This is a genomic window from Methylobacterium phyllosphaerae (genome assembly GCF_001936175.1).
In the GTDB taxonomy this organism is placed as follows: domain Bacteria; phylum Pseudomonadota; class Alphaproteobacteria; order Rhizobiales; family Beijerinckiaceae; genus Methylobacterium; species Methylobacterium fujisawaense.
The window spans coordinates 2,519,761-2,544,054 of sequence record NZ_CP015367.1 but is presented as its reverse complement, the minus strand read 5'-3'; the positions used below and the strand labels follow the sequence as shown (position 1 = coordinate 2,544,054).

General features: G+C 68.4%; 23 protein-coding genes. 14 read left to right on the top strand and 9 right to left on the bottom strand.

The genetic code is table 11. The features are described 5' to 3' along the window. Positions 1-77 precede the first annotated feature (77 nt). Complete coding sequence (locus tag MCBMB27_RS11395) at positions 78-1,016, top strand: hypothetical protein (RefSeq protein WP_075380453.1); 939 nt, start codon at positions 78-80, stop codon at positions 1,014-1,016. A gap of 21 nt (positions 1,017-1,037) precedes the next feature. Here the strand turns inward: MCBMB27_RS11395 and MCBMB27_RS11390 are convergent, their stop codons facing one another. Both MCBMB27_RS11390 and MCBMB27_RS11385 read right to left on the bottom strand, forming a co-directional pair. Beyond that, positions 1,038-1,256 (bottom strand): hypothetical protein, encoded by a 219-nt coding sequence (locus MCBMB27_RS11390; RefSeq protein ID WP_043345819.1) that lies wholly within the window; start codon positions 1,254-1,256, stop codon positions 1,038-1,040. A gap of 173 nt (positions 1,257-1,429) precedes the next feature. Next, positions 1,430-1,822 carry a DUF2267 domain-containing protein gene (locus MCBMB27_RS11385; RefSeq protein WP_043345824.1) on the bottom strand — a complete coding sequence of 131 codons (393 nt, stop codon included), beginning with the start codon at positions 1,820-1,822 and terminating at the stop codon, positions 1,430-1,432. Positions 1,823-2,176: 354 nt separating this feature from the next. On the opposite strand from MCBMB27_RS11385, the gene MCBMB27_RS11380 reads away from it, so the two are divergent. The 6 genes from MCBMB27_RS11380 (at position 2,177) to MCBMB27_RS11355 (ending at position 9,304) form a co-directional block, all read left to right on the top strand. Further along, on the top strand, positions 2,177-2,920 hold the full coding sequence (locus tag MCBMB27_RS11380) for a (Fe-S)-binding protein (RefSeq protein WP_043380077.1): 744 nt from the start codon (positions 2,177-2,179) through the stop codon (positions 2,918-2,920). Next, a complete protein-coding gene (locus tag MCBMB27_RS11375) occupies positions 2,917-4,488 on the top strand; it encodes a lactate utilization protein B (RefSeq protein WP_043758131.1) in 1,572 nt (523 codons plus the stop codon). The genes MCBMB27_RS11380 and MCBMB27_RS11375 overlap by 4 nt, the downstream gene beginning before the upstream one ends. Beyond that, the gene (locus MCBMB27_RS11370) at positions 4,485-5,078 is read left to right on the top strand and encodes a LutC/YkgG family protein (protein ID WP_075380452.1); all 594 of its coding nucleotides are present in this window, start codon (positions 4,485-4,487) and stop codon (positions 5,076-5,078) included. Before MCBMB27_RS11375 ends, MCBMB27_RS11370 begins: the two co-directional genes overlap by 4 nt. A gap of 70 nt (positions 5,079-5,148) precedes the next feature. Further along, a complete protein-coding gene (locus tag MCBMB27_RS11365; protein WP_075380451.1) occupies positions 5,149-6,009 on the top strand; it encodes a transglutaminase-like domain-containing protein in 861 nt (286 codons plus the stop codon). A gap of 675 nt (positions 6,010-6,684) precedes the next feature. Next, positions 6,685-8,415 carry a dihydroxy-acid dehydratase gene (ilvD, locus tag MCBMB27_RS11360; RefSeq protein WP_075380450.1) on the top strand — a complete coding sequence of 577 codons (1,731 nt, stop codon included), beginning with the start codon at positions 6,685-6,687 and terminating at the stop codon, positions 8,413-8,415. Further along, positions 8,402-9,304 carry a tetratricopeptide repeat protein gene (locus MCBMB27_RS11355; protein WP_043345803.1) on the top strand — a complete coding sequence of 301 codons (903 nt, stop codon included), beginning with the start codon at positions 8,402-8,404 and terminating at the stop codon, positions 9,302-9,304. The genes ilvD and MCBMB27_RS11355 overlap by 14 nt, the downstream gene beginning before the upstream one ends. Positions 9,305-9,331: 27 nt before the next feature. Here MCBMB27_RS11355 and MCBMB27_RS11350 read toward each other — a convergent pair whose 3' ends face one another. Both MCBMB27_RS11350 and xth read right to left on the bottom strand, forming a co-directional pair. After that, positions 9,332-9,955: a glutathione S-transferase family protein gene (locus MCBMB27_RS11350; protein WP_043380068.1), complete on the bottom strand. Its 624-nt coding sequence runs from the start codon at positions 9,953-9,955 to the stop codon at positions 9,332-9,334. Between the two features lie 71 nt (positions 9,956-10,026). After that, positions 10,027-10,821, bottom strand: a complete 795-nt coding sequence (gene xth / locus MCBMB27_RS11345; RefSeq protein WP_075380449.1) for an exodeoxyribonuclease III — start codon at positions 10,819-10,821, stop codon at positions 10,027-10,029. A gap of 95 nt (positions 10,822-10,916) precedes the next feature. Here xth and MCBMB27_RS11340 point away from each other — a divergent pair, with 95 nt between their 5' ends. From MCBMB27_RS11340 to glpX, 3 genes are all read left to right on the top strand, one after another. Beyond that, complete coding sequence (locus MCBMB27_RS11340; protein WP_075380448.1) at positions 10,917-11,603, top strand: ceramidase domain-containing protein; 687 nt, start codon at positions 10,917-10,919, stop codon at positions 11,601-11,603. Between the two features lie 109 nt (positions 11,604-11,712). Further along, positions 11,713-13,029: a homoserine dehydrogenase gene (locus MCBMB27_RS11335; protein ID WP_075380447.1), complete on the top strand. Its 1,317-nt coding sequence runs from the start codon at positions 11,713-11,715 to the stop codon at positions 13,027-13,029. 145 nt (positions 13,030-13,174) lie between these two features. Continuing rightward, positions 13,175-14,158: a class II fructose-bisphosphatase gene (gene glpX, locus MCBMB27_RS11330; protein ID WP_043345791.1), complete on the top strand. Its 984-nt coding sequence runs from the start codon at positions 13,175-13,177 to the stop codon at positions 14,156-14,158. Between the two features lie 61 nt (positions 14,159-14,219). On the opposite strand, the gene MCBMB27_RS11325 is transcribed toward glpX, so the two are convergent. Beyond that, complete coding sequence (locus MCBMB27_RS11325; RefSeq protein WP_043758118.1) at positions 14,220-15,155, bottom strand: L,D-transpeptidase; 936 nt, start codon at positions 15,153-15,155, stop codon at positions 14,220-14,222. 501 nt (positions 15,156-15,656) lie between these two features. On the opposite strand from MCBMB27_RS11325, the gene MCBMB27_RS11320 reads away from it, so the two are divergent. The 4 genes from MCBMB27_RS11320 to MCBMB27_RS11305 all read left to right on the top strand — a co-directional run bounded on the left by MCBMB27_RS11320 (position 15,657) and on the right by MCBMB27_RS11305 (position 20,479). Further along, positions 15,657-16,907 carry a nitrate/nitrite transporter gene (locus MCBMB27_RS11320; RefSeq protein WP_043380057.1) on the top strand — a complete coding sequence of 417 codons (1,251 nt, stop codon included), beginning with the start codon at positions 15,657-15,659 and terminating at the stop codon, positions 16,905-16,907. A 215-nt stretch (positions 16,908-17,122) separates the two neighbouring features. Further along, positions 17,123-18,415 (top strand): MFS transporter, encoded by a 1,293-nt coding sequence (locus tag MCBMB27_RS11315; RefSeq protein ID WP_075380446.1) that lies wholly within the window; start codon positions 17,123-17,125, stop codon positions 18,413-18,415. A gap of 6 nt (positions 18,416-18,421) precedes the next feature. Next, complete coding sequence (locus MCBMB27_RS11310) at positions 18,422-19,642, top strand: CaiB/BaiF CoA transferase family protein (RefSeq protein WP_075380445.1); 1,221 nt, start codon at positions 18,422-18,424, stop codon at positions 19,640-19,642. A gap of 24 nt (positions 19,643-19,666) precedes the next feature. Next, a complete protein-coding gene (locus MCBMB27_RS11305; RefSeq protein ID WP_053609882.1) occupies positions 19,667-20,479 on the top strand; it encodes an enoyl-CoA hydratase/isomerase family protein in 813 nt (270 codons plus the stop codon). A 9-nt stretch (positions 20,480-20,488) separates the two neighbouring features. Here the strand turns inward: MCBMB27_RS11305 and MCBMB27_RS11300 are convergent, their stop codons facing one another. The 4 genes from MCBMB27_RS11300 to dctP all read right to left on the bottom strand — a co-directional run bounded on the left by MCBMB27_RS11300 (position 20,489) and on the right by dctP (position 24,211). Continuing rightward, positions 20,489-20,956 carry a YbaK/EbsC family protein gene (locus tag MCBMB27_RS11300; RefSeq protein ID WP_075380444.1) on the bottom strand — a complete coding sequence of 156 codons (468 nt, stop codon included), beginning with the start codon at positions 20,954-20,956 and terminating at the stop codon, positions 20,489-20,491. Between the two features lie 194 nt (positions 20,957-21,150). Next, entirely contained in the window at positions 21,151-22,503 is a 1,353-nt protein-coding gene (locus MCBMB27_RS11295; RefSeq protein WP_043356157.1) for a TRAP transporter large permease, read from the bottom strand. Continuing rightward, positions 22,500-23,192: a TRAP transporter small permease gene (locus MCBMB27_RS11290; RefSeq protein ID WP_043380051.1), complete on the bottom strand. Its 693-nt coding sequence runs from the start codon at positions 23,190-23,192 to the stop codon at positions 22,500-22,502. Before MCBMB27_RS11290 ends, MCBMB27_RS11295 begins: the two co-directional genes overlap by 4 nt. After that, positions 23,189-24,211, bottom strand: coding sequence for a TRAP transporter substrate-binding protein DctP (dctP, locus tag MCBMB27_RS11285; RefSeq protein WP_043353295.1), 1,023 nt, complete (start codon positions 24,209-24,211; stop codon positions 23,189-23,191). The genes MCBMB27_RS11290 and dctP overlap by 4 nt, the downstream gene beginning before the upstream one ends. Positions 24,212-24,294: the final 83 nt, after the last annotated feature.

Below are 24,294 nucleotides of genomic sequence, written 5' to 3'. Positions count from 1 at the left end.
GCCCGCGGTAAGGGTTTCGTAAACAAACGTCCTTAACGAACGCTTGCAGCGCGAGGCCGCGTGCGGAGTTCGGGGCGATGACGAAGATCCAAGCCAAGCAGGCCGTTTCCGAGGGCATCTCGCCGGCGGATCTGCTCAAAGCTGTGGTGACCGGAAAGGCGGAAGTTGCCCCGGCGGCGACCGCGTCCGTGGAGCCTCCCGCGGGCAAGGGCTTCGCTCGTCCGTTCCTGTCGCGCCTCGATCATAAGCGGCTCGCGCTCCCGGGCGCGGCTTTGGCCGTCGGCGCAATTCTGGGCGGGAGCGTGATGGTGCTCTCCCGCCCGGCAGCCGTGCGGCCCGCTGCGATTGCGGCTCTCGAAACCACGCTCGATGCCGGCCGGACCGAAACCGTTCGGCTGGCCGGCGACATCGCGCAGCTCCACACCGTCCTCGCCGACCTTCGCGCCTCAACCGACGCCGCGCGGAAAGAGGCCGCGACCCGCAGCAGCGCCCTCAGCGAGCGTCTGGCGCAGGTCGATAAGAGTGTTAACGCCAAGGTCGCGGCGCTAGGCGAGCGCCTTGAGCAGGGCGAGCGCGAGCACACCGCCCGGCTCACCGGCCTCGCCGCGCAGCTGGAGCGCCGGACAGCCGCAACACCGGTCGCCGCGAAGGCGGAGCCGACCCAGACGGGAAGCATCGGCGAGCCCGCCCGCGCCAGCGAGGGGAAGCCCGAGGTCAAGGGGGCGGACGCCAAGGTGGGCGAGGCCAAGGCAGGCGAGGCTAAGACTGGCGAGGCCAAGATTGGCGAGACCAAGCCGAAACCGGCGACCTTCGACAGGCCGCCGGTGATCGAAGGCTGGGCTCTGCGGGACGTCTACGAGGGCACGGCGGTTTTGGAGAATCGGCGCCGCCGCCTGGTCGAGGTCTCGCCCGGCGACATCCTTCCGGGCGTCGGTCGCGTGGAAGGCGTCGAGCGACACGGACGGGAATGGGTGGTCGTGACGCGCCAGGGTCTCGTCACGTCGCAGCCCTGGTAGGCTGACCGAATCCGAACAGCCTCAGCGGCTGGGACAGCCGGTCGGGGCCAGTTCACCGGGCGCAATCGGGAAACGCGGCTCGATCGTCATCGGATCGGCCAAGGCCGCCGCGCGCTCCGCCCGTTGGCGACCGTGCCTCAGAGCGCGGGTCTGCGCTGCGCGGGTCGGATGCAGGATGGCAGCGAGCAGGGTCTGCCCTTCAAACTCGCTGTCCAGATTTTTGGCTTCGAAGACGGGCATGGCCGGCCTGCTTGAGAGCGGAACTGGACACTGCCAAAGGCGTCGATCCAGCCCGCATCACTAATAACGGGGATCGCGTGGACAGGTTCCGTCAAGCTTTCGCCTCGAAACCTCTTTTTTACCTTCGTCCAGGCGGCACCCGAATGCAGTGCGACCGCGCACATCGATGGGCGTCAGACGAATTGGTTCAAGCCGGGGATCGAGCCGATGATCGGGCCCATCGCGTCCTCGCCCACCTTCTCGCGACCGAAAGCGAACAGCTCCTGGCCGAGGGGCTGCATCTGACCCATCGGGACACCGGCGGCCATCAGCTTCTGACCCAAAGCCATGACGCCGCCGCCGCCCATCATGCCGCCGAGCATGCCCATCAGACCGCCGCCGCCGCTCTCGCCGGCATTCGACTCGGCGATCAGGGACTCGGAGCCCGGCAGGGCAGCCAGGAGTTGACCGACCTCGGTCGCCGGCCCTTCCTTCTGCAGGAAGGCCAGGATGTGCCCGATGGCGGTCTGAGCGGTCGCGGCGTCGAGCCCGGTGCGGGTGGTGACGCGGGCGAGCAGTTCTTCCATGGTGATGATCTCTTCGGAACGCTTCCAGACGTCATTCGACTCTGAGGCGTCGGAAATCAAGCGCGCGGCCCAGCATCCTCGGGAAACTCTCCGGCTGCGCACGGAGGAGCGTCACCCCTCGACCGGATCGACGACGCCGACCGCCAAGCCCCGGGAACGACGTCCCCTGACCGCGGATCCACGGCCTGGAAGACGGAGGGGCTGCGGACCCCGCATCAACGGCGCGCTGCGTTACATCGGGCCCGGTGACGCAGTGTCCGATCTCGCCAAGATCAGCGACATCCGGTAGACCCACCACCAATCTTGAACCGTTCCAGATCGCCGCGCGGCCGATCTTCAGGGAGTTGTCGCACCATGCGGGTCGGCCTGTTCGTGCCGTGCTACGTCGACGCCTTCGAGCCCGAGGTGGGGATCGCCACCCTCGAGCTGCTGGAGCGGCTCGGCTGCACTGTGGAATACCCTTACGATCAGACGTGCTGTGGTCAGCCGATGGCCAATACCGGTTGCCACGCCGAAGCCGCCGCCACCGAAGCGCTGTTCGTGAAGAACTTTTCCGGCTTCGACTATGTCGTCGCGCCATCGGGGTCCTGCGTCCACCAAGTCCGCGAGCATCTCACCGCGATCCCCCAGACCGACGCGGTGCGCCACGTCCGCGCCAGCACCTACGAGCTGGTGGAATTTCTGCACGACGTGCTGAAGGTCGAGGACCTGCCCTGGACGAACTTCCCTCATAAGGTCGCCTATCACACCAACTGCAACGCCTTGCGTGGCATCCATCACGCGCGGCCATCCGAGTTGGTGAAGCCCTACTATTCGAAGCCCCTCGACCTGCTGCGCCTCGTCAAGGGTGTCGAGCTCGTCGATCTCGCCCGGCCGGACGAGTGCTGCGGCTTCGGCGGGACCTTCTCGGTGTTCGAGCCCGCCGTCTCGGCCAAGATGGGCTACGACAAGGTGGCCGACCAGAATCGCGCCGGCGCCCAATATGTCGTCTCGGCGGATTCCTCCTGTCTCATGCACCAGAAGGGCTGCGCCGAGCGCCTGGGCCTGCCCCTCAAGTACATCCACATCGCCCAGGTGCTGAACGGAGCCACCGCATGAGCGCCGAGGATCTGAATCCCCGCGAGCGCGACGGCGTCATCCACCCGGAGGTGCGCGCCAGCCACGACGAGAGTGAACGCGCGCAGGACGGACGGCGCCTCCAGCACGCCGAGGCGGCCTCGAAGCCGATCCGCGCGCCCCAGGTCCGTGAGCCGCAGCCCCGCGGCGCGAAGATCCGGGGTGACCGTCCGATCAATCAGTCCGAGGCCGCCGAGCGCTTCCTCGCCGCGCCGCTGCACCAGGCTGCCCACGACGAGCGGCTGTGGGACCTGCGCAAGAAGCGCGACGTCTCGGCCCACGGCATTCCCGAATGGGAGGAGCTCCGCGAGCTCGCCTCGCAGATCAAGACGCACACGCTGAGCCATCTCGACCGCTATCTCGAGCAGTTCGAGGCAGCCGCGAAAGCCAACGGCGTCCATGTCCACTGGGCCAAGGACGGGGCCGACCACAACCGGATCGTCCTGGAGATCCTGCGGAGCCACGGCGCCAAGACGCTGGTGAAGTCGAAGTCGATGCTCACCGAGGAGTGCGGCTTCCGCCACCACATGGCGGCGAACGGGATCGAGGTGATCGAGACCGACCTCGGCGAGCGGATCCAGCAGCTCGACAACGAGGAGCCGAGCCACGTCGTCGCGCCGGCGGTCCACAAGACCCGGATGGACGTGGCCGAGGTCTTCGCCAAGACGCTCGGGACGGACCCGAACAACGACGACGCCCACTATCTCGCCGAGAGCCAGCGGGAGACGACCCGCCCCTATATCTTGAAGGCCGATGCCGGCATGACCGGCTGCAACTTCGCGATCGCGGAGACCGGCTCGGTCGTCACCTGCACCAACGAGGGCAATGCCGACCTCTCCGGCAACGTGCCGCCGCTGCAGATCCACTCCATCGGCATCGAGAAGATCATCCCGAAGGTCGAGCATCTCGGCGTCTTCATCCGCCTGCTGTCGCGCTCGGCGCTCGGCTCGCCGATCACCCAGTACACCTCGCATTTCCGCGCGCCGCGGGCGGGCACCGAGATGCACATGGTGCTGGTCGACAACGGCCGCTCCGAGCGCCTCGGCATGGAGGAGTTCTGGACATCCCTGAAATGCATCCGCTGCGGCGCCTGCATGAACACCTGCCCGGTCTACCGGCGCTCGGGCGGCCTCTCCTACGGGGCGACCTATTCGGGGCCGATCGGGCTGATCATCGATCCGACCTTCAACAAGCGCAAATACTCGACGCTGCCGTTCTCCTCGACGATGAACGGCTCGTGCACCAACGTCTGCCCGGTGAAGATCAACATCCACGAGCAGATTTTCGCGTGGCGCAAGGTGCTGGTCGAGGAGCACCAGATCCCGGCGCTCAAGCAGGGCATGATGAAAGCCGCCGGCGCGGTCCTGTCGCGCCCGGCCGCCTACCGGGCCGCGATCGGCGCGGCGGACTCCGCCCTGAAGGTCCTGCCGCGTTTCGCCGTCTACAATCCGCTCAACACCTGGGGGAAGAAGCGCGAGATGCCCGACGCACCGCGCCAGACCTTCCACGCCTGGTACAAGCAGAACCGCATGAAGGACACGCGTCGATGAGCGCCCGCGACGCGATCCTGGACGGCATCCGCAGGAACCGGCCAGCCGGCGATTTCCCGCTGCCGGAGGTGCCGCTGTTCACGCCCCTCGTCGGCGACGACCATGTGGCCGAGTTCGGCGAGCGGCTGAAGCGGATGGGCGGCCGGGTGGCGGAGCCCGGCGCCGGTGATGTCTTCGCGGGGGTCCGCGAGCGACTCGATGCGGCCAAGGTGATTGCCTCCGCGGTACCGGAACTGAACGGCAACCGGGACCTTCGGAACGTCCGCGCCCCGCAGGAGGTCGAGGACGTGGACGTGGCGGTGGTGCGCGCCGTGTTCGGCATCGCCGAGACGGGATCGGTGCTGTTCACGGAGGATCAGCTGATCGTCAACGCGGTCGCCTATCTCGCGCAGCACCTCGTCGTTCTGCTCGATCCCGCCGATATCGTGCCCAACGTGCAGGCCGCCTATCGCCGGCCGGAATTCGGCCGCTCGGCCTACGCGGTGCTGCACACCGGACCGTCGGCGACCGCGGACATCGAGGGCGTGCTGATCCACGGCGCGCAGGGCGTGCGCTCGCTCACGGTGCTGATGCTGCCGCGGCGCGCCTGAACCGGAACCCACGATCGGGCGCGCCCCTTGCTTGGGCGGCGGATAGGCCGTCATCCGGCAAGGAGATCCGATGCGCTACATCCTCGGTTGCAGCCTGTCATACAATATCCTGTCGGACACCACCTTCATCTTCAATCTGGAGGTGGCGAAGCTGAAGAGCGTCGAGATCCTGACCGAGAGCCTGGTCCTGACGCCGAACCTCAAGCGCGACCTCTACACCACGCCCGACCACCAGAACCGCTATCTCGCGGTCAACGTGCCGACCGGCCAGTTCGCGCTGGAGTACAATGCCGAGGTCGATCTCACGGTGTATCGGGCCGATCCCGCGACGATCAACGAGACGCCGATCGGGCAATTGCCCCTCGACATCCTGCCCTTCCTGCTGCCGAGCCGGTTCGTGTCCTCGGACCGGCTGACGCCGTTCGCTCTGGCCGAGTTCGGCGCGCTGCCCAAGGGCTATGGCCGCGTGAACCAGATCTGCAACTGGATCCACGACCACATCGCCTATCAGCCGGGCTCCAGCGACGGCGAGACCACCGCGCATGAGTCTCTGCTCAAGCGCGCCGGCGTATGCCGCGATTTCGCGCATCTCGGCGCCGCCTTCTGCCGGGCTCTCGGCATCCCGGCCCGGTTCGTGAGCTGCTACGCCCACGGGCTCGTTCCGAGCGACTTCCACGCCGTGTTCGAAGCCTATCTCGACGGCCGCTGGTGGCTGTTCGACGCCACACGGCAAGCCGACCTCGACGGGCTGGTGCGGATCGGCGTCGGACGCGATGCCGCCGAGATCGCCTTCTCGACGCCCTTCGGCAACATGCAGCCGGTCAACCAGCAGGTGCGGATTCAGCGCGCGGACGGGCAGGGCAGCCCGATGCCGCGCACGGTCGACGCCATCTCCACCGAGATCCCGGCGCCGCAGAGCGGAGCGGCCTGAGCCGCGACCCGCCTGGGATCAGGCCATCCCGTGATCCTGTGATCCCGTCCGGCCGGCCGCCCGCGGACGCCGTCACGGGATCGTCTTCCCGCATCGGAAAGCGTGCCCACCGGTGGGGTCGCCTGGAGATACGCCCTGTCCCGGGCGGGCTATGGTGCGGTCCTGCAGGGCCCGCGTTCGAACGAACCGCGGATCCGGTCCCACGGGTTATTTCCCGATCCGCCCAGGTCTTTCCGGCGCAGACCGCGCACGGCGATAATGCTGCGCCGACGATCTCCGGCCGGTTTTGCCGCGGCGCGGCCGGATTCCTCTGCGAAGATCCGCGCTGATCCTGAAGACTAGACGGATCGAGGCGGATCACCGGGCGGTGCCGTCGCGATTGTCCTTCTTTTGGTCCTGGCGAGCGAAATGGCTGCAAGCGTGGCTGTGGCGGGGTCGCAACACCGTAAAACGATCCCGGCTCCGCCCCGAGACCTGCCTGTAAACGCCGCGATCCCGCCATAGTCCGGGCCCACCTCAAGATCCGCGGTAAACGGCAATCTCGACAACGATTTACCGATCGGAAACGAGGACTTCCCGAGCACGCGGATGAATATCCCGGCGCTTCGCGAACGGCGACGCGCCGCGGTTCAGCGCACCCTCGGGATCGGCTGTGCGAAGGCTTGGTCTGAAGTCATGGTGACGCGTTTGAACGACAAGTCGAAGCTGCCGAGCCGCCACGTCACTGAGGGGCCGGACCGCGCCCCGCACCGCTCCTATCTCTATGCCATGGGTCTGACGCGCGAGCAGATCCACCAGCCGCTGGTCGGCGTCGCCTCCTGCTGGAACGAGGCCGCGCCCTGCAACATCTCGCTGATGCGCCAAGCGCAGGCGGTGAAGAAGGGCGTCGCCGCCGCCAACGGCACGCCGCGCGAATTCTGCACCATCACGGTGACCGACGGGATCGCCATGGGCCATGGCGGCATGCGCGCGTCGCTGCCGTCCCGCGAGGTCATCGCCGATTCGGTCGAGCTGACCATGCGGGGCCATGCCTACGATGCCCTGGTGGGACTTGCCGGCTGCGACAAGTCCCTGCCGGGGATGATGATGGCCATGGTGCGCCTCAACGTCCCCTCGATCTTCATCTACGGGGGCTCGATCCTGCCGGGCTCGTTCCGCGGCAAGCCCGTGACCGTCCAGGATCTGTTCGAGGCTGTCGGCAAGGTCGCCGTCGGCGACATGAGCCTGGAGGATCTGGACGAGCTGGAGCAGGTCGCCTGTCCGTCGGCCGGCGCCTGCGGCGCGCAGTTCACCGCCAACACGATGGCAACCGTCTCCGAGGCGATCGGCCTCGCGCTGCCTTACTCGGCCGGCGCCCCGGCCCCGTACGAGATCCGCGACAAGTTCTGCGCCACCGCCGGCGAGAAGGTGATGGAGCTTCTCGCGAATCGGATCCGCCCGCGGGACATCGTCACCCGCAAGGCGCTGGAGAACGCCGCCACCGTGGTGGCCGCCTCCGGCGGCTCCACGAACGCCGCCCTGCACCTGCCGGCCATCGCGCATGAATGCGGCATCGAATTCACGCTGTTCGACGTGGCGGAGATCTTCCGCCGCACGCCCTACATCGCCGACCTGAAGCCCGGCGGGCGCTACGTCGCCAAGGACATGTTCGAGGTCGGCGGCATCCCGCTGCTGATGAAGACGCTCCTGGACCACGGCTTCATGCACGGCGACTGTCTGACGGTCACCGGCCGCACCATCGCCGAGAACATGGACCGGGTGACCTGGAACCCGGACCAGGACGTCGTCTACCCGGCCAACCGGCCGATCACCCCGACCGGGGGCGTCGTGGGCCTGAAGGGCAACCTCGCCCCCGAGGGCGCCATCGTGAAGGTCGCGGGCATCCCGGCCGAGAAGCAGGTCTTCACCGGCCCGGCCCGGGTGTTCGACGGCGAGGAGGCCTGCTTCGCGGCCGTGCAGTCGCGTAGCTACAAGGAAGGTGAGGTTCTCGTCATCCGCTACGAGGGGCCGCGGGGCGGTCCCGGCATGCGCGAGATGCTGTCGACCACCGCGGCGCTCTACGGGCAGGGCATGGGCGACAAGGTGGCGCTGATCACCGACGGGCGTTTCTCGGGCGCGACACGCGGCTTCTGCGTCGGCCATGTGGGACCCGAAGCCGCCGTGGGCGGTCCGATCGGCCTGATCCGCGACGGCGACGTCATCACCCTCAATGCCATCCAGGGCACGCTCAGCGTCGCTCTCTCGGACGAAGAACTCGCCGAGCGGCGGAAGGCCTGGACGCCGCGTCCGAACTCCGCGACCTCCGGCTACCTCTGGAAATACGCGCAAGGCGTCGGCCCGGCGCTTTACGGCGCCGTGACCCATCCGGGAGGTGCCAAGGAGACGCAGAGCTATGCGGACGTCTAGGACTGACCTCAGCCGGCGCAGGGCGCCGGTCGGGGCCGATCCCGGTCGGTTCCGGTTCGCCCGCGGCCTCGCCGTCGCGACCTGGGCGCTCGCTTTGCTTGCGCTTCCGGTCGAGACCTCGCGTGCGCTGGACGCCAATGTCCGCACGCCCGTTCAGGTGCCGGTCGCCGACAAGAGCTATCGCTCGGCCAAGGACGCGCTCCGGGCCGGCATGCGGGAGTACAATGCCGGCGACAAGCAGGGCGCGGCCCGCGCCCTCGAATACGCGGCCGGCCAGGGCCACGCCCTGGCTCTGTGGAAGCTCGGCCGGATGTATGCCGACGGCGACGGCGTACCCCATGACGACTTGAAGGCGTTCGAGTTCTTCTCCCGGATCGCCGATGCCAGCACCGATGACGGCCCCGACCCGCAGAACTCGGCGGTTCTGGGGAGCGCCTTCACGGCTCTGGGCACCTACTTCCTGGAAGGGATCAAGGGCACCTACGTGCGCCCCAATCCCGAACGCGCTTACGACATGTTCAACTACGCCGCGTCGTACTACGGAGATCCCAACGCGCAGTACAATCTCGCCCGGCTCTACCTCGACGGCACGGGCGTCGAGGCCGATCCGAAGCAGGCGGCGCGCTGGTTCAACCTCGCAGCCGAGAAGGGCCACCATCCGGCGCAGGCACTGCTCGGGGACATGCTGGTCAACGGTCTCGGCGGGATCCCGATCCAGCGGGTGAGGGGCCTGATGTGGCTCTCCCTCGCGCGGGAAGGGGCCGAAGCGCGGAAGGACGACTGGATCGTCGCGCTCTACGACAAGAACTGGGCGGCCGCGAGCGAGGACGACCGCGCCGAGGCGCAGACGCAACTGCAAACCGTGGGCTCGATCCGGCGGCGGCGCTGAGCGCCGCCGCCGGACCGCCCGGCCGGTTCAGCCCTTCTTGGCCTCGAGTGCGGCCTTGAACGACGGCCGCGCCAGCGTGGCGTCGACATAGGCCGCAAGCTTCGGCCAGCGGTCGGCATCGACCTTCGCCTGCGCCAAATGCAGATTGTAGAAGCTGGTCGCGATGGAGATGTCGGCGATGCTGAACGCGTCACCGACCAGATACGGGCCCGAGATCTCGCGCTCCAGATAGTCGAACAGCGGCGGCAGGTCCGTGTCGAGCGCCTGGGCGACCGCACCTTCGTCGGTCGGCTGCTTCATCATGTTGGGTTTCAGCACCCGCTGGACGAAAGGCACGATCAGCTTCGCGAACAGTTCGGTGTCGCCGAACTTGTCGAACCAGACGGCGCGGCCGAGCGCCTTCGGTTCGGTCGGAACGAGGGCCGGCGTCGGGTGCTTCCGCTCCAGATACCAGAGGATCGCCGAGGAATCGGCAAGGCGGAAACCATCGTCTTCGATGGCTGGGATCTTCCCGAGCGGGCTGGCCGCCTGGAAGTCGGCATCCGGCGCGTGGAACATCACAGGCCTGTGCTCGTAGGCGATGCCCTTCTCGGCGAGCGAGACCAGGACCTTGCGGACGTAGGGCGAATAGCCGGTACCGTAGACGATCAAGCGTGGCTCCTGAGCTGAAAGACGGGTGGCGACCGGTCTGGTCGCTGCGCCCGCCAACATGGGTTATCTTTTCAGCCGGCCGTCAGTTCCACCGTCACCGGCACATGATCCGACGGCTTGTCGAGCCCGCGCAGATGCTTCTGGACCGAGGCCGAGACCAGGCGGTCGCCGGCCTGGGGCGACAGCAGAACGTGATCGATGCGGATCCCGGCATTTCGCTGCCAGCAACCGGCCTGGTAATCCCAGAAGGTGTAGAGCCCATCGCGCGGGTCGCAGGCGCGCAGCGCATCGGTATAGCCCTCGGCGAGAAGCGCCCGGAACGCCGCGCGGGTCGTTCCGAGAAAGAGCGCGTCGGAGCGCCAAGCCTCCGGATCGGCCGCGTCGGCAGGTTCCGGGATGACGTTGTAGTCGCCCGCCAGCACCACCGCGATCTCGTCCTGCAGGAGTGCCCGGGCGTGGAGCCGCAGCCGCTCCATGAAGGCGAGCTTGTAGGCGTATTTCGGGCTGTCCACCGGATTGCCGTTCGGCAGATAGATCGACGCCACGCGGACCGGGCGCGTCTCCGCGCCGGAAATGAGCGCCTCAATGTAGCGGGCCTGCTCGTCCGACGCATCGCCCGGAAGCCCGCGCCGGATCTCGGAGAGGGTGAGCGGTTCCCGGACGAGGAGCGCCACGCCGTTATAGGCCTTCTGGCCCAGCGTCTCGACCGTGTAGCCCGCCGCCTCGATGTCGGCCCGCGGGAAGGCCTCGTCCTGGCACTTGAGTTCCTGCAGGCAGACCACGTCGGGCCGCGCTTCCTCGAGGAAGGCGAGAAGATGCGGGAGCCGCTGCTTGATCGAATTGACGTTCCAGGTGGTGATCCGCATCGCCTCGCTTCCGGTCGCCGCCGGGCCGTCATCCGCGCTTCGCGTCGCGCTGACAAGGCCATCCCGGCGCAAGGACGGGGATCTAGGGTCGGCGGATGGACTGGTTCGAGCCGGTGAGAGCCTATTGCGAGCGCGGCGGTCCGCAATTCTGGGCCGAGCCGGCCAACGCCCTGTCGAACGCGGCTTTCCTCGTGGCGGCTGCCGCTGCTGCACGACGCGCCTCCGCAGCCGAGCCGCCGGACCGAGCCGGCCTCGCCCTATCCGCCCTGGTCGCGGTGGTGGGCATCGGCTCGTTCCTGTTTCACACGCTGGCGGTCTACTGGTCGATGCTGGCCGACGTGATCCCGATCGCCCTGTTCATCTACGCGTATCTCGCGCTCGCCCTGCGGCGATTCCTGAGGCTGGCGCCGATCCGGGTCGCTGCGGCGACGGGGGGCTTCGCGCTCCTCGGCTTCGCCCTCACGCCCGTGCTCGACGGGCTTACCGGCCTCGACGTCGCGCGGCTCACCAACGGATCGGTCGACTACCTGCCCGCCCTGCTGGCGCTGTTCGGGATCGCGGGCGCGGTCACGCGTCGGCCGGAGGAGCGCTTTCTCGGGACCGGGCGGCGGCTCGCCGGGATCGGCCTCCTGTTCCTGATCTCGCTCGCCGCGCGGACCGCCGATCAGGCCGCCTGCACGCTTCTGCCGACCGGCACCCATCCGCTCTGGCACGTGCTGAACGCCGTCATCCTCTACGCCCTGGTGGCGACGGCGGTGCGGCACCGCGAGTCCGCCGGGTGAGCCGTCCGGCGATCCGGGGCCGTTTCCTTGCGGGCGGTGCGGAATTCTTGCAGAAGTGCGCCGCATCGGGCGCCCGGCCCATCACGGTCGCCCGGGTACGGAAGGGGTCATGACAGTGAGCTTTCGCCTCGGGATCGCCGGACTCGGGACCGTCGGTGCGTCCGTGGTCCGGATGGTCGAGCGCCGCCGCGCCGCCTTTACCGCCGCGGGCCTCGATCTCCGCGTCACGGCGGTGTCCTCGCGGGACCGCACCCGGGACCGCGGCCTCGACCTCGCCGGCATCGAATGGTTCGACGATCCGGTGGCGCTCGCCCGGTCCGGTTCCGTGGACTGCGTGGTCGAGCTGATCGGCGGCGCCGAAGGACCGGCCAAGGCGGTGGTCGAGGCGGCGCTGGATGCCGGCAAGCCGGTGGTGACCGCCAACAAGGCGCTGCTTGCCCGCCACGGTGCCGCCCTCGCCACGCGCGCCGAGGACAAGGGCGTAGCCCTCGCCTTCGAGGCGGCGGTGGCCGGCGGCATCCCGGTTATCAAGACCCTCCGCGAGGGCCTGCCGGGCAACACGATCTCCCGCGTCTACGGAATTCTCAACGGCACCTGCAACTACATCCTCAGCCGCATGGAGCGCGAGGGCCTGACCTTCGAGGCCTGCCTGAAGGATGCGCAGGCCCTGGGCTACGCCGAGGCCGATCCGACCTTCGACGTCGAAGGTTTCGACACGGCCCACAAGCTCGCGATTCTGACGAGCCTGGCCTTCGGGACCGCGGTCGACGCCGAGGGCGTGTCGGTGGAGGGCATCTCCCGGGTGCAGCCTCTCGACCTGCGCATGGCGGACGAGCTCGGCTACCGGATCAAGCTCCTCGGCGTCGCGCAGGCGGCCGAGGCCGGCATCGAGCAGCGGGTCCACCCGACGATGGTGCCGAAATCCTCCGCCATCGCGCAGGTCATGGGCGTGACCAACGCCGTGACGATCGACGCGGATGCGGTGGGCGAGCTGACGCTGATCGGTCCCGGTGCCGGCGGCGAGGCGACGGCCTCCGCGGTCGTGGCCGACATCGCCGACGTGGCGCGCGGCGTGATCCGCCCGACCTTCGGCATTCCGGCCGTCGCGATGCGCCCCAGTGAGCGCGTGGAGATGCAGCGGCACGAGGGCGGCTACTACATCCGCCTCACCGTCCATGATCGCCCGGGCGTCGCGGCGGGTGTCGCTCAGCGGATGGCCGAGCGGGAGATATCCCTGGAGAGCATCCTGCAACGCCGCATCGAGGGCGCGGAGACGGATCCGCACGGCCGCTCCGGACGGCCCGTGCCGCTGGTGCTGATCACCTATGCGGCGACCGAGGGTAACATCCGGGACGCCCTCGACGCGATCGGCGCCGACGGCCTGCTGGCGGAGCCGCCGCAGGTGATCCGGATCGAGCGCGAATAACAGTGCATGCCGGACGGTGATCCGCGAGGCCTTGATGCAGGATAGTGGGCGCCCGCGAACAGGGGTATAGGCTTGGCGGCCGTCATTCGACGGCGTCCACCCGGGATCCGACCTCAAGATCGGGCTCGGACAAAGGCAGGAAACCATGGCTGAGGCCCCCAAGTCGGCATCGCGCGGCGTCCCGCGCACGCTCGCCCTCGAACTCGCCCGGGTCACGGAGCGCGCCGCCATCGCCGCCGCGCGATTGCGCGGTCAGGGCGACGAGAAGGCGGCGGACCAGGCGGCGGTCGACGCGATGCGCGACGAGCTGAACAGCCTGCCCATCCGCGGAACCGTGGTGATCGGCGAGGGGGAGCGCGACCAGGCGCCGATGTTGTTCATCGGGGAGCAGCTCGGTCTCGGCGAGGGGCCGGAGGTCGACATCGCGGTGGATCCGCTGGAGGGAACGACCCTCTGCGCCAAGGACATGCCCGGGGCGATCGCGGTCATGGCGATGGCCGAGCGCGGCTCGCTCCTCGCGGCCCCCGACGTCTACATGCAGAAGATCGCCATCGGGCCGGGCTATCCGCCGGGTCTCGTCGATCTCGACGCCAGTCCCACCGACAACATCGCTGCCCTGGCCCGGGCCAAGGGGGTCGAGCCGAAGCAGATCACGGCCCTGATCCTCGACCGGCCCCGGCACGCCGCCCTCGTGGCCGAGGTGCGGGCGGCCGGCGCGGCGGTCCGCCTGATCTCGGACGGCGACATCGCGGGGATCATTTTCACCGCGAGCCCCGAGGAGACGGGCATCGACATCTATCTCGGAACCGGGGCGGCTCCCGAAGGCGTCCTGGCCGCCGCGGCGATGCGCTGCATCGGCGGCCAGATGCAGGGACGCCTGATCCTCGACACCCCCGACCGGCGGCGCCGGGCCGCCGAGATGGGCATCGAGGATCTCGACCGGAAATACGATCTGACCGACCTCGCGAGCGGCGACGTCATCGTGGCCGCCACGGGCATCACGGACGGGGCGCTTCTGCGGGGCGTCCGATTCCGACCGGACCGGATCCAGACCGAGACGCTGGTCTACCGTTCCGAGGCCGGCACGGTCCGGCGAATCCTCGGCGAGCACCGCCGCGGCTTAACCTGAAGCCGCAGGCCGCTGCCGCCGGTTCTACCGGCGGCGCGGCTGATCGCGGTTCAGCCGGGCATCAATTCAGCACGACCACCTTGGTGCCGACATTGACGCGGCTGAACAGGTCGATCGCGTCCTGGTTGATCATGCGGATGCAGCCCGACGACACGCTCTTGCCGATGGAGAAAGGCTCCAGAGTCCCGTGGATGCGGAACAGCGTGTCCTTGTTGCCCTGCCAGAGGTACATGGCCCGGGCGCCGAGGGGATTGCGCAGGCCGCCCGAGACGCCGAGGCCGCTCTGCAGCTTGTCGACCTCGCTCGCGAGCTTCGGGCTGCGGGCAATCATCTCCTTGGGCGGGTACCAATCCGGCCAGGCCTGCTTGGAATTGACCGTCGCGGTGCCCGACCACGAGAAGCCTTGCTTGCCGACACCGACGCCGTAGCGGCGGGCCCGGCCGTTGCCTTCCACCAGGGTCAGTTGGTGGGCCCGCGGGTCGACGATGATCGTCCCCGGCTCGTAGGGCCCGTGATAGGCGATCTCCTGGCGCAAGAAGGCCGGGTTCATTTTCTTGTAGTTGAACGCCTGCACCGGGAACACGTCGTCGGTGATCGGGCCATAGATCTTGGCGTAATCGATCGGCTCGTTGTCGGGCGCGCGCAGGATGGCCTTCGCCTTCGCGGCCTCCAGGGGCGAAAGACCTTCGGCGGGCGGTGCCCCGCCCGGACGGGCCGGGACGGTCGCGTCGGGGTCGAAGCTGGCGGCTGGAGGCGCGACGGGCGCCTGGACCGCCGGGGCGGGGCGCACGAAATCCGTGCGGCCCGTATAGGGCAGGTAGCGGCCGCCGCGACGCACATAGAGCGCACCGCTCTGATCCTGATAGAGCTGGCCGTCATCGCCGAACCCGTCGATGCCGGCATCGCCGACCGGGCCGCGGCCCTGGGCGTGAACGGTCGAGGCAAAGGCGAGGACTGTGAAGCCGGCCAGGAGAAGGCGACGGATCGAGGCGGACATGGATCGAAATTCCTCGGGAGGCGACACCGGGACTTGCCGCGGCGCGCAATCGAGCGGGCCTGCACGAAGTCGCGGCGGAGCTCGTCCCGGGGCTTAGCAAAACTCACGCTTTGCCGCCAAGTTGCCGACCGTGATCGAAGGCAATTTACTGGGTCTTCCGGACCGTTTCTCCGCCCCTGTGTTGCGCGCATGCAGCAACCATTACGAGCTGCGGCGCTCACCGATCCGTGATGGCGCCGTCCGGCCGCCCGTTTACTCGGCAGGCCTGCCTCGATGAACGGCAGCGGTTGGATCGATTCCGACCCGATCCCGGGCCCGCCCGTTTGGGGCGATCGGCGCGTCGCGCATCAAACCCGACGTGGCACGCATGCTGCATTGCTCGATCAGCCGCGCCTGCTGCGGCGGCGGAGCAACGGCGCTCCAAACAGCGGACGGTGTGAGTCCGGATCCCCGGCATGAGCGACCGCGCAGCGGTTCGCCTCCTTTCGACGAGCACCAGCTATGGCCAGCTTCAAAACGGTGATGAAGTCGGGTCACCCCCCGACGCTGTTCGCGGCATTCCTCTATTTCGATTTCTGCTTCGCCATCTGGGTCCTGAACGGCGCCATGGGCCCGTTCATCACCGAGACCTTCAAGCTCACGCCGGCCCAGACCGGCTTCATGATCTCCCTTCCGATCCTCGCCGGGGCGCTGATGCGCTTCCCGCTTGGAATTCTGGCCCAGTATATCGGCCGCAAGAATGCCGCGATCACCGAGATGAGCGTGATCATGCTGGCGATGGCCTACGGATATCTCTTCGTCTCGTCCTACAACGACGTGCTCGCCATGGGCGTCCTGCTGGGCATCGCCGGCGCGTCCTTCGGCGTTGCACTGTCCCTCGGATCGGGATGGTTCCCACCGGAGCACAAGGGCTTGGCGATGGGCATCGCGGGCGCCGGCAATTCTGGCACCGTGCTGGCCGTGCTGTTCGCCCCGCCGCTGGCGCAGGCCTATGGCTGGCAGACCACCTACGCCTTCGCCGGCATCGTCATGCTCCTGCCGCTGGCGATCATGATCGTGCTCGCCAAGGAGCCGCCGGATTGCGAGCACCAGTCGTTCAAGGAACACGTCTCCTGCCTCTTCACCAAGGATGGCTGGGCGTTCTCGCTGATTTACGTCATCACCTTCGGCGGCTTCATCGGCCTGTCGAACTTCCTGCCGACCTTCTTCTACGAGCAGTTCGCCGTGACGAAGGTCGAGGCCGGGCGCCTGACCATGCTGGCGGCCTTCATGGGCTCGGGGATTCGGATCGTCGGCGGCTACTTCGCCGATCGGATGGGCGGGATCGCCGTGCTGTCGGTGGTGCTGCTCGCGGCGATCGCCACGCTCCTGTCCCTGACGGCGACCCCGTCGCTGGCATTGACCACGATCCTGTTCATGCTGTGCTTCGCGGCGCTTGGGGCCGGCAATGGCGCCCTCTTCCAGCTCGTTCCCCTGCGGTGGCCCAACAACACCGCCGTCGCCGGCTCGATGATCGGCGAGATCGGGGCCCTCGGAGGCGCCATCCTTCCGAACGTCATGGGCCTGTCCAAGCAGTATACCGGGTCGTTCTCCATCGGCTTCATCGGCTACGCCGCCTTCACGGCGGTCGTGCTCGGCTGCCTCGCCCTCTGGCAGCGGAAGTGGGTCGGAAGCTGGGTCGGGCCTCGCGGCAAGGCCCTGGGCACAGCGACCGAAGCCGAACAGAACCAGCTGCAGCCCGTCACGGCCTGACAGCCCGCGTCGCGAACGCGATCACCCAGAACGGGGGCCCGGGCGGCCCCCGTTTTCCGTTGGGGCGACCGGATCGATCGCGCGCCGGATACAAGTCGGCGGTTGCGTTCTGCCGCGCGACGCGTTTGAATAATGCATTATGAAAGAGCGTCCGGTCCATCAGCCGAGGCGCCCGGCGACCGCCAGCGGCGGCGCCCCGATGGGAGGAACGGTCGATGTCGAAGCGCATCAGCGCCACGAACGGCGTGCTCGGCCTGCTCTGCGTGATGTATTTCATCACCTATCTGGACCGGGTGAACATCGCGACCGCCGGCGCAGAGATCATGCGCGATTTCGGGATGTCGAAAACCGATTTCGGTCTGATTCTGTCGGCCTTCGCGTATCCCTACGCGATCTTCCAAGTGATCGGCGGGTCGGTCGGCGACAAGTTCGGCGCCCGGCGCACGCTGCTCGCCTGCGGCGTGATCTGGGCTGCCGCGACGATCCTGACCGGAATGGTCGGCGGCTTGGTGAGCCTATTCCTGGCCCGGGTCCTGCTCGGCTTCGGCGAAGGTGCGACCTTCCCCACCGCCACCCGCGCAATGCAGAACTGGACCGCGCCCGGCCGCCGCGGCTTCGCCCAGGGCATCACCCACGCCTTCGCGCGCCTCGGCAACGCGGTGGCGCCGCCGATCGTCGCCTTCCTGATCTTCCATTTCGGGTGGCGGACCAGCTTCGTGATCCTCGGCGCCGTGAGCTTTATCTGGGTGGCGATCTGGTGGCTGTATTTCCGCGACGATCCCTCCGACCACCCGGCGATCACCCGGGCCGAACTCGACACGCTGCCGCCGCCCCGCAAGGTCGGGGCGAAGCAGAGCGTCCCGTGGGGCGCTCTGACCCGCCGCATGCTGCCGGTCACCATCACGTATTTCTGCTACGGCTGGACCCTGTGGCTGTTCCTCGGCTGGCTGCCGAGCTTCTTCAAGGAGAACTACAGCCTCGACCTGAAGAACTCGGCGCTGTTCGCTTCGGGCGTGTTCTTCGCCGGCGTGGTGGGCGACACGGTTGGCGGCATGATGAGCGACGCCATCCTGCACCGGACTGGCAAGGTGAAGCTCGCCCGCCTGTCGGTGATCGTCGTCGGGTTCCTCGGCGCCGCTGCGAGCCTCGCCGGCGTTTTCATGACGCGGGATCTGACCCTGGTGGCGCTGCTCCTGTCCTCGGGTTTCTTCTTCGCCGAGCTGGTCATCGGGCCGATCTGGTCCGTGCCAATGGATATCGCGCCGAAATATGCCGGCACCGCCAGCGGATTGATGAATACCGGTTCGGCCGTGGCCGCGATCGTCTCGCCGATCGTCTTCGGCGTGATCGTCGACATGACGGGGAGCTGGACGCTGCCCTTCGTCGGTTCGATCGGCCTGTGCCTGCTCGGTGCGGCGCTGGCCTTCACGATGCACCCCGAGCGGGAATTCGTGGATCCCGCCCCGCCACTCAATGGTCGCGTGGGCTCCGTGGCGGCCGGGGAGTAGCGCGCGATGGCGGAAGCGATGAAACGGTCCGGTCCGCTCGCCGGGATGCGGGTGATCGAGCTCGCCCACATCATGGCCGGTCCGGTCTGCGGGCTGATGCTCGCCGACATGGGCGCGGAGGTGATCAAGGTCGAGAAGATGGACGGCGACGACACGCGTCGCACCGTTCCGCCGGCCCTGGAAGGCGAGAGCGCCGCCTACATGATGATGAACCGCGGCAAGCGCGGCATCAGTCTCGACCTGAAGGACCCGGACGGTGTCGCGGTCCTGCGCCGCCTGCTCAAGGGGGCCGACGCGCTGATCGAGAACTACCGCGGCGGCACGATGGAGCGCCTCGGGATCGGCTACGAGACGCTGCGCGAGGAGTTTCCCGAACTCGTCTACTGCTCCCTGTCCGGCTTCGGCCGCACCGGGCCCTATGCCGACCGGGCCGGATTCGACCTCGTGGCGCAGGGCATGAGCGGGCTCATGTCGGTCACCGGCGAAGGTCCGGGGCGGCCGCCGATGAAGTGCGGGCCTCCGGTCACCGACATCACCGCCGGCATCCTGGCCGCCATGGGCGTTCTGGCGGCCTATTCGAACCGGCTCCGGACGGGGCGGGGCCAGGCCGTCGACACGTCGCTGTTCGAAGCGGGCATTACCCACACCTACTGGCAATCGGCCATCGCCATGGCGACCGGGATCGCGCCGGGGCCGATGGGCTCGGCCCATCCGCTGAACGCACCCTACGAGGCGTTCGAGACCGCCGACGGCTGGATCACCATCGGCGCGGCCAACCAGACCAACTGGCTGCGCCTGCTGAAGGCGATCGGAGCCGACAGTCTCGCCGATGACCCGCGCTTCGCCATGAATCGCGACCGGATGGCCAACCGGCACGAACTCGCCGCGACCCTCGCACCGGTCTTCCGGGCGCACAGCTCGGCCGAATGGCTCGCCCGGCTCGAAGCCGGCGGCGTCCCGGCCGGGCCGGTGCTCGACGTCAATGCCATGCACCGGGATCCGCAGGCCCTCGCCCGCGAGATGGTGGTGGAGGTCGAACACCCGCGGGTCGGCCGCATGAAGACCCTCGGCCTGCCGGTGAAGTTCTCGGAGACCCCGGGGCGCGTGCATGGGCCGGCCCCGTTGCTTGGCGAGCATTCCCGGGCGATCCTGGCGGAGGCCGGATACGCCTCGGCCGAGATCGACGCGCTGATCGCGCGCGGCGTGGTCCGCGAGACCGCGGCCTGACCCCGCCACCCGGAGACCCCGCGCATGAGTGCCACGCCCGCCACCGACGAACTGCTGTTCACGACCGATGAGGCCGGCATCGCCCGCATCGTCCTGAATCGGCCGCAGGCCCGCAACGCGCTCACCTTCGCGATGTATCAGGGCCTGATCACCTGCTGCGAGGCGATCGCCGGCAATCCGGCCATCAAGGCGCTGGTCATCACCGGTGCCGGCGAGAAGGCTTTCGCGGCCGGCACCGACATCGCCCAGTTCCGCAGCTTCAGCACGGCGGAGGATGCGCTGGGCTACGAGCGGTTCATGGACAAGGTGCTGGGCTCCCTGGAGCGGCTGCGGGTTCCGACCATCGCGGCCATCGCGGGTGCGTGCACGGGCGGCGGCGCGGCCATCGCGGCGGCCTGCGACCTCCGCATCGCCACCCGCGATGCCCGCTTCGGCTTCCCCATCGCCCGGACGCTGGGCAATTGCCTGAGCCAGGGCAATCTGAAGCGGCTTTCCGGTCTGATCGGGCCGGCGCGGGTGAAGGACATCATCTTCACCGCCCGCCTGGTCGGGGCCGAGGAGGCGCTGGCCATCGGGCTGATCGGCGAGATGGTGGACGATCGTGCCGCGCTCACCGAGCGGGTCGATACCCTGGCGCAGCTCCTCGCCAACCACGCGCCGCTGACCATGCAGGCGACCAAGGAAGGGCTCCGGCGGCTGGCGGAAGAGGAGGCGGTCGCCGAGGGCGCGCCACATCCCGGCGATGACCTGATCCTCATGTGCTACATGAGCCAGGATTTCCGCGAAGGCATGGAGGCCTTCCTGGGCAAGCGCCCGCCCAACTGGACCGGGCGCTGAGGGCAGCCCTCAGGTCGGCAGCGCGCAGACATCGACCCAGGCGGCGCCGGTCAGTTCGGCCATCCGCGCCGGCGCGATCCGCACGGAGCTGTGGGTGCCGCCGGCGGCCGGCACCACCTCGTCGAACGCTTGGAGCGAGACGTCGCAGTAGACGGGCAGGGGCGTGGCCAGGCCGAACGGGCAGACGCCGCCCACCGGGTGGCCGGTAACCGCCTCGACCTCGCCGAGATCGAGCATCCTCACCTTGCTGCCGAAGACGACCTTGGCTTTCCTGTTGTCGAGACGCGCGTCGCCACGGGTGACGACGAGAGCGACATGATCGCCCACGCGGATCGACAGGGTCTTGGCGATCTGCGCCGGGGCGACGCCATGGCCCTCGGCCGCCTCGGCGACGGTCGCGGTGCTGGCCTCGAGCTCGATGACCGCGATGTCGGGCGCCTTCTCGGCGAAGAAGGCGCGCACGGAAGCGAGACTCATGATTCGTTCCGAAGTTTCGATCAGGGCAGTGCGGGAAGCCCGCTGCCATAGGCGTCCCGGCACGCTTCAGCCATCGCCTGGACGCGACCCGCCGGTGCGTGGGAGGTGGCGCTCGCGCGGCTGCACCCCGGCATGCGGCAGGCCCTTCCCCGGACGGAGAAGGGCCTGCCTGAGGAATCGATGCTTCGGTCCGCCTACCGTGTGGTCGCCAGCAGCAGGTCCGGGAGCCACAGGGCGATGCCCGGGACGAGGCACAGGATCAGGATCGCCACCGCCATCAGGATCACGAAGGGCAACGTCCCCCAGATGATGTCCGACAGCGGGATGTCGGGGGCGATGTTCTTGATGACGAAGATGTTCAGGCCCACCGGCGGGTGGATCAGGCCCATCTCCATGGTGATGGTCATCACCACGCCGAACCACACGAGGTCGAAGCCGGCAGCCTTGAGCGGCGGCAGGATGATCGGCGCCGTCATCAGGATGATCGAGACCGGCGGCAGGAAGAAGCCCAGCGCGATCACCAACGCCAGGATGGTCAGCAGCAGCAGCCAGGGCGAGAGCTGCATCGCGACGATCGCAGCGGCGGCCGATTGCGAGATGTGCAGGTAGCTCATCACGTAGGCGTAGAGCAGCGACATGCCGATGATCAGCATCAGCATGGTCGATTCCCGCAGGGTCGCGGTCAGGATCGGCGTGACGTCGCGGAACCGCCAGACGCCGTAGATCGCGGCGATGAGCGCCAGCGCCATCAGGCCGCCGAGACCCGCGGTTTCCGAGGGCGTGGCGTAGCCGCCGTAGAGCGCCACCATCACGCCGGTGAGCAGGACCACGAAGGGCAGGACCCGCGGCAGCGTCGAGAAGCGCTGCGCCATGCTGTACTGATCGTCGGCCAGGATCGGCGAGGCCGGTCCGCCACGCTCCATCACGGCCTTGGCCGCGGCGTATTCCGAGCGGAAGCGCACGATCGACCACGCCGCGAACAGGGCCACGAGCAGCAGCCCGGGTCCGATACCGGCGAGGAACAGGCGTCCGAGCGACTGCTCGGCCGCCACCGCGTACAGGATCATGGTGATCGAAGGCGGCAGCAGGATTCCGAGCGTGCCGCCCGCCGCGATGATCCCGGCGGCGAAGCCCGGCGAGTAGCCGCGCTTGCGCATCTCCGGGATGCCGGCCGAGCCGATCGCCGAGCAGGTTGCCGGGCTCGAGCCCGCCATGGCGGCGAACAGCGCACAGGCGAACACGTTGGCGATGCCGAGACCGCCCGGGATGCGGTGCATCCAGGCGTGCATGGCCGAGTAGAGGTCCTGCCCGGCCTTGGACCGGCCGATGGCCGCACCCTTCAGGATGAAGAGCGGGATCGACAGCAGGGTGATGGAGGCCATCTCCTCGTAGACGTTCTGCGCCACCGTATCGAGGGAGGCGCCGGGCATGAACGCCACCATGAAGGCGAGCGCCACGAAGCCGAGGGCGAAGGCGATGGGGATGCCCGAGAGCATCGCACCCAGGGTCGCGCCCGCGTACAGGAAGCCGATCGCGGCCGTGCTCATCGTTCAACCTTCGCGGAAACGGTCTGACCCATCGGATCCGGTCCTCGAGGCGCAACCTCGGGCGCCCCGTGCATGTCGCGGTTGACGTCGGCCCCGAGCCCGATCTTGGGCTGTGCCCAGCCGGCGGCCCGCGGCCCGTAGGCCAGGCCCTCGGCAATCTGGAGGACGAACTGGATGCACAGCAGGCTCATCCCGACGGACATCAGCGTATAGGGGATCCAGAGGGGCGGCCCCCAGGTCGATTGCGAGACCTGCCCGTCGACCCAGGCCTCGTGATCCAGCGACCAGCTCTTCCAGGCGAAGAACAGGCAGAAGGCGAGGCTGACGATGTCGGCCAGCAGAAGGCGCACGCGGTTGGCGGCCGGCGGCAGGAGACCGGTCAGGGCCTCGATCGCGACGTGGCCGCGCTTGGCCTGGACGCCGGCGGCCGACAGGAAGGTGGCCCCGATGATCAGGAACACCGCCATCTCGTCCTGCCACTCCGTCGGTTCCTTCAGGAGATAGCGGACGACCACGCTGTGGGTCAGGACGAGGCAGGCCGCCACCAGGCAGAGGCCGCCGACCGCCAGGATCACTTGATTCAGCAGGCGCATCGTCCGGTCGAAGGCGCCGAGCAGGCCGGGCAGACGCGGCTCGGCCGCGCCCCGCGCCTCCGGAGCGGCCGTAGCCGCGTCGAAGCCGTGGCTCACGCGACCTGCTCCGCGAGCTTCAGCAGTTCCGCGCAGTTCGCGTTCTTGGCGGCGTAGTCCTTCCAGGCCGTGTTGCGGGCGAGGTCCCGCCACTGACCCAGCGACTTCTCGTCAACCTGGACGACCTTGGCCCCGGCCTTGGAGAAGATCTCCTCGACCCGAGTGTCATCCTCCTTGGCGCCGGCTTGGCCGAAGGCTTCCAGCTCGGTGCCCACCGCCATGATCAGGTCCTGCTGCTCCTTCGGCAGGCCCGAGAACACGATCTTCGACATCATGATCGGCTCGAGCATGAACCAGTAGGAGCGCTCGCGGCCCGAAGTGAGGGCCTTGGACAGCTCTTCCAGGCGGAAGGAGATCAGGCTGGTGGACGATGTGATCACCGCATCGCAGGCGCCGGTCTGCATCGCCGCGTAGGATTCGTTCGACGGGATGGAGAGGGTGGCTGCGCCGGCCTCTTTCATCATCATGTCCATCTCGCGCGAACCGCCCCGGACCTTCATGCCCTTGGCGTCGGCCGGCGAAACGAGGGCGCGCTCGCGGCTCGCGACGCCGCCGGCCTGCCAGACCCACGAGACCAGGACGATCCCCTTGGCGTCGAGGATTTCCGAGAGCTTGCGCCCGACCGGCGCCGCCTTCCAGGCCACCGCCTGGGCATAGGACGTCACCAGCGCCGGCATCAGGCCGATATTCAGCTCCGGCACCTCGCCGCCGGCATAGGGGCTCGGATAGAGCGACATGTCGAGGGCGCCCTTGCGCATCGCGCCGAACTGGGCGTTCGTCTTCATCAGCGAGGAGCCGGGATAGACTTGGACGTCCAGGGCGCCCTTCGAGCGCTCGCCGACCATCTTGGCGAACTTCCGGCACATGCGGTCGCGGAAGTCGCCCTCGTCGATGGTGCCGCCCGGGAACTGGTGGGACAGCTTCAGCGTGGTGGCGGCCTGGGCAGAGCCCAGCCCGAACCGCAGGACCGCCGGAGCCGCGAGCGTGGCCGCGATCAGCGAGCGACGAGTTGGCGTCATGGATTTCTCCCGCACCGCAAACAACGCGGCAAAGTTTTGTGCGCCGCAATAGTGGGGCGCTTCGTTGTATGCATGGAAAACCG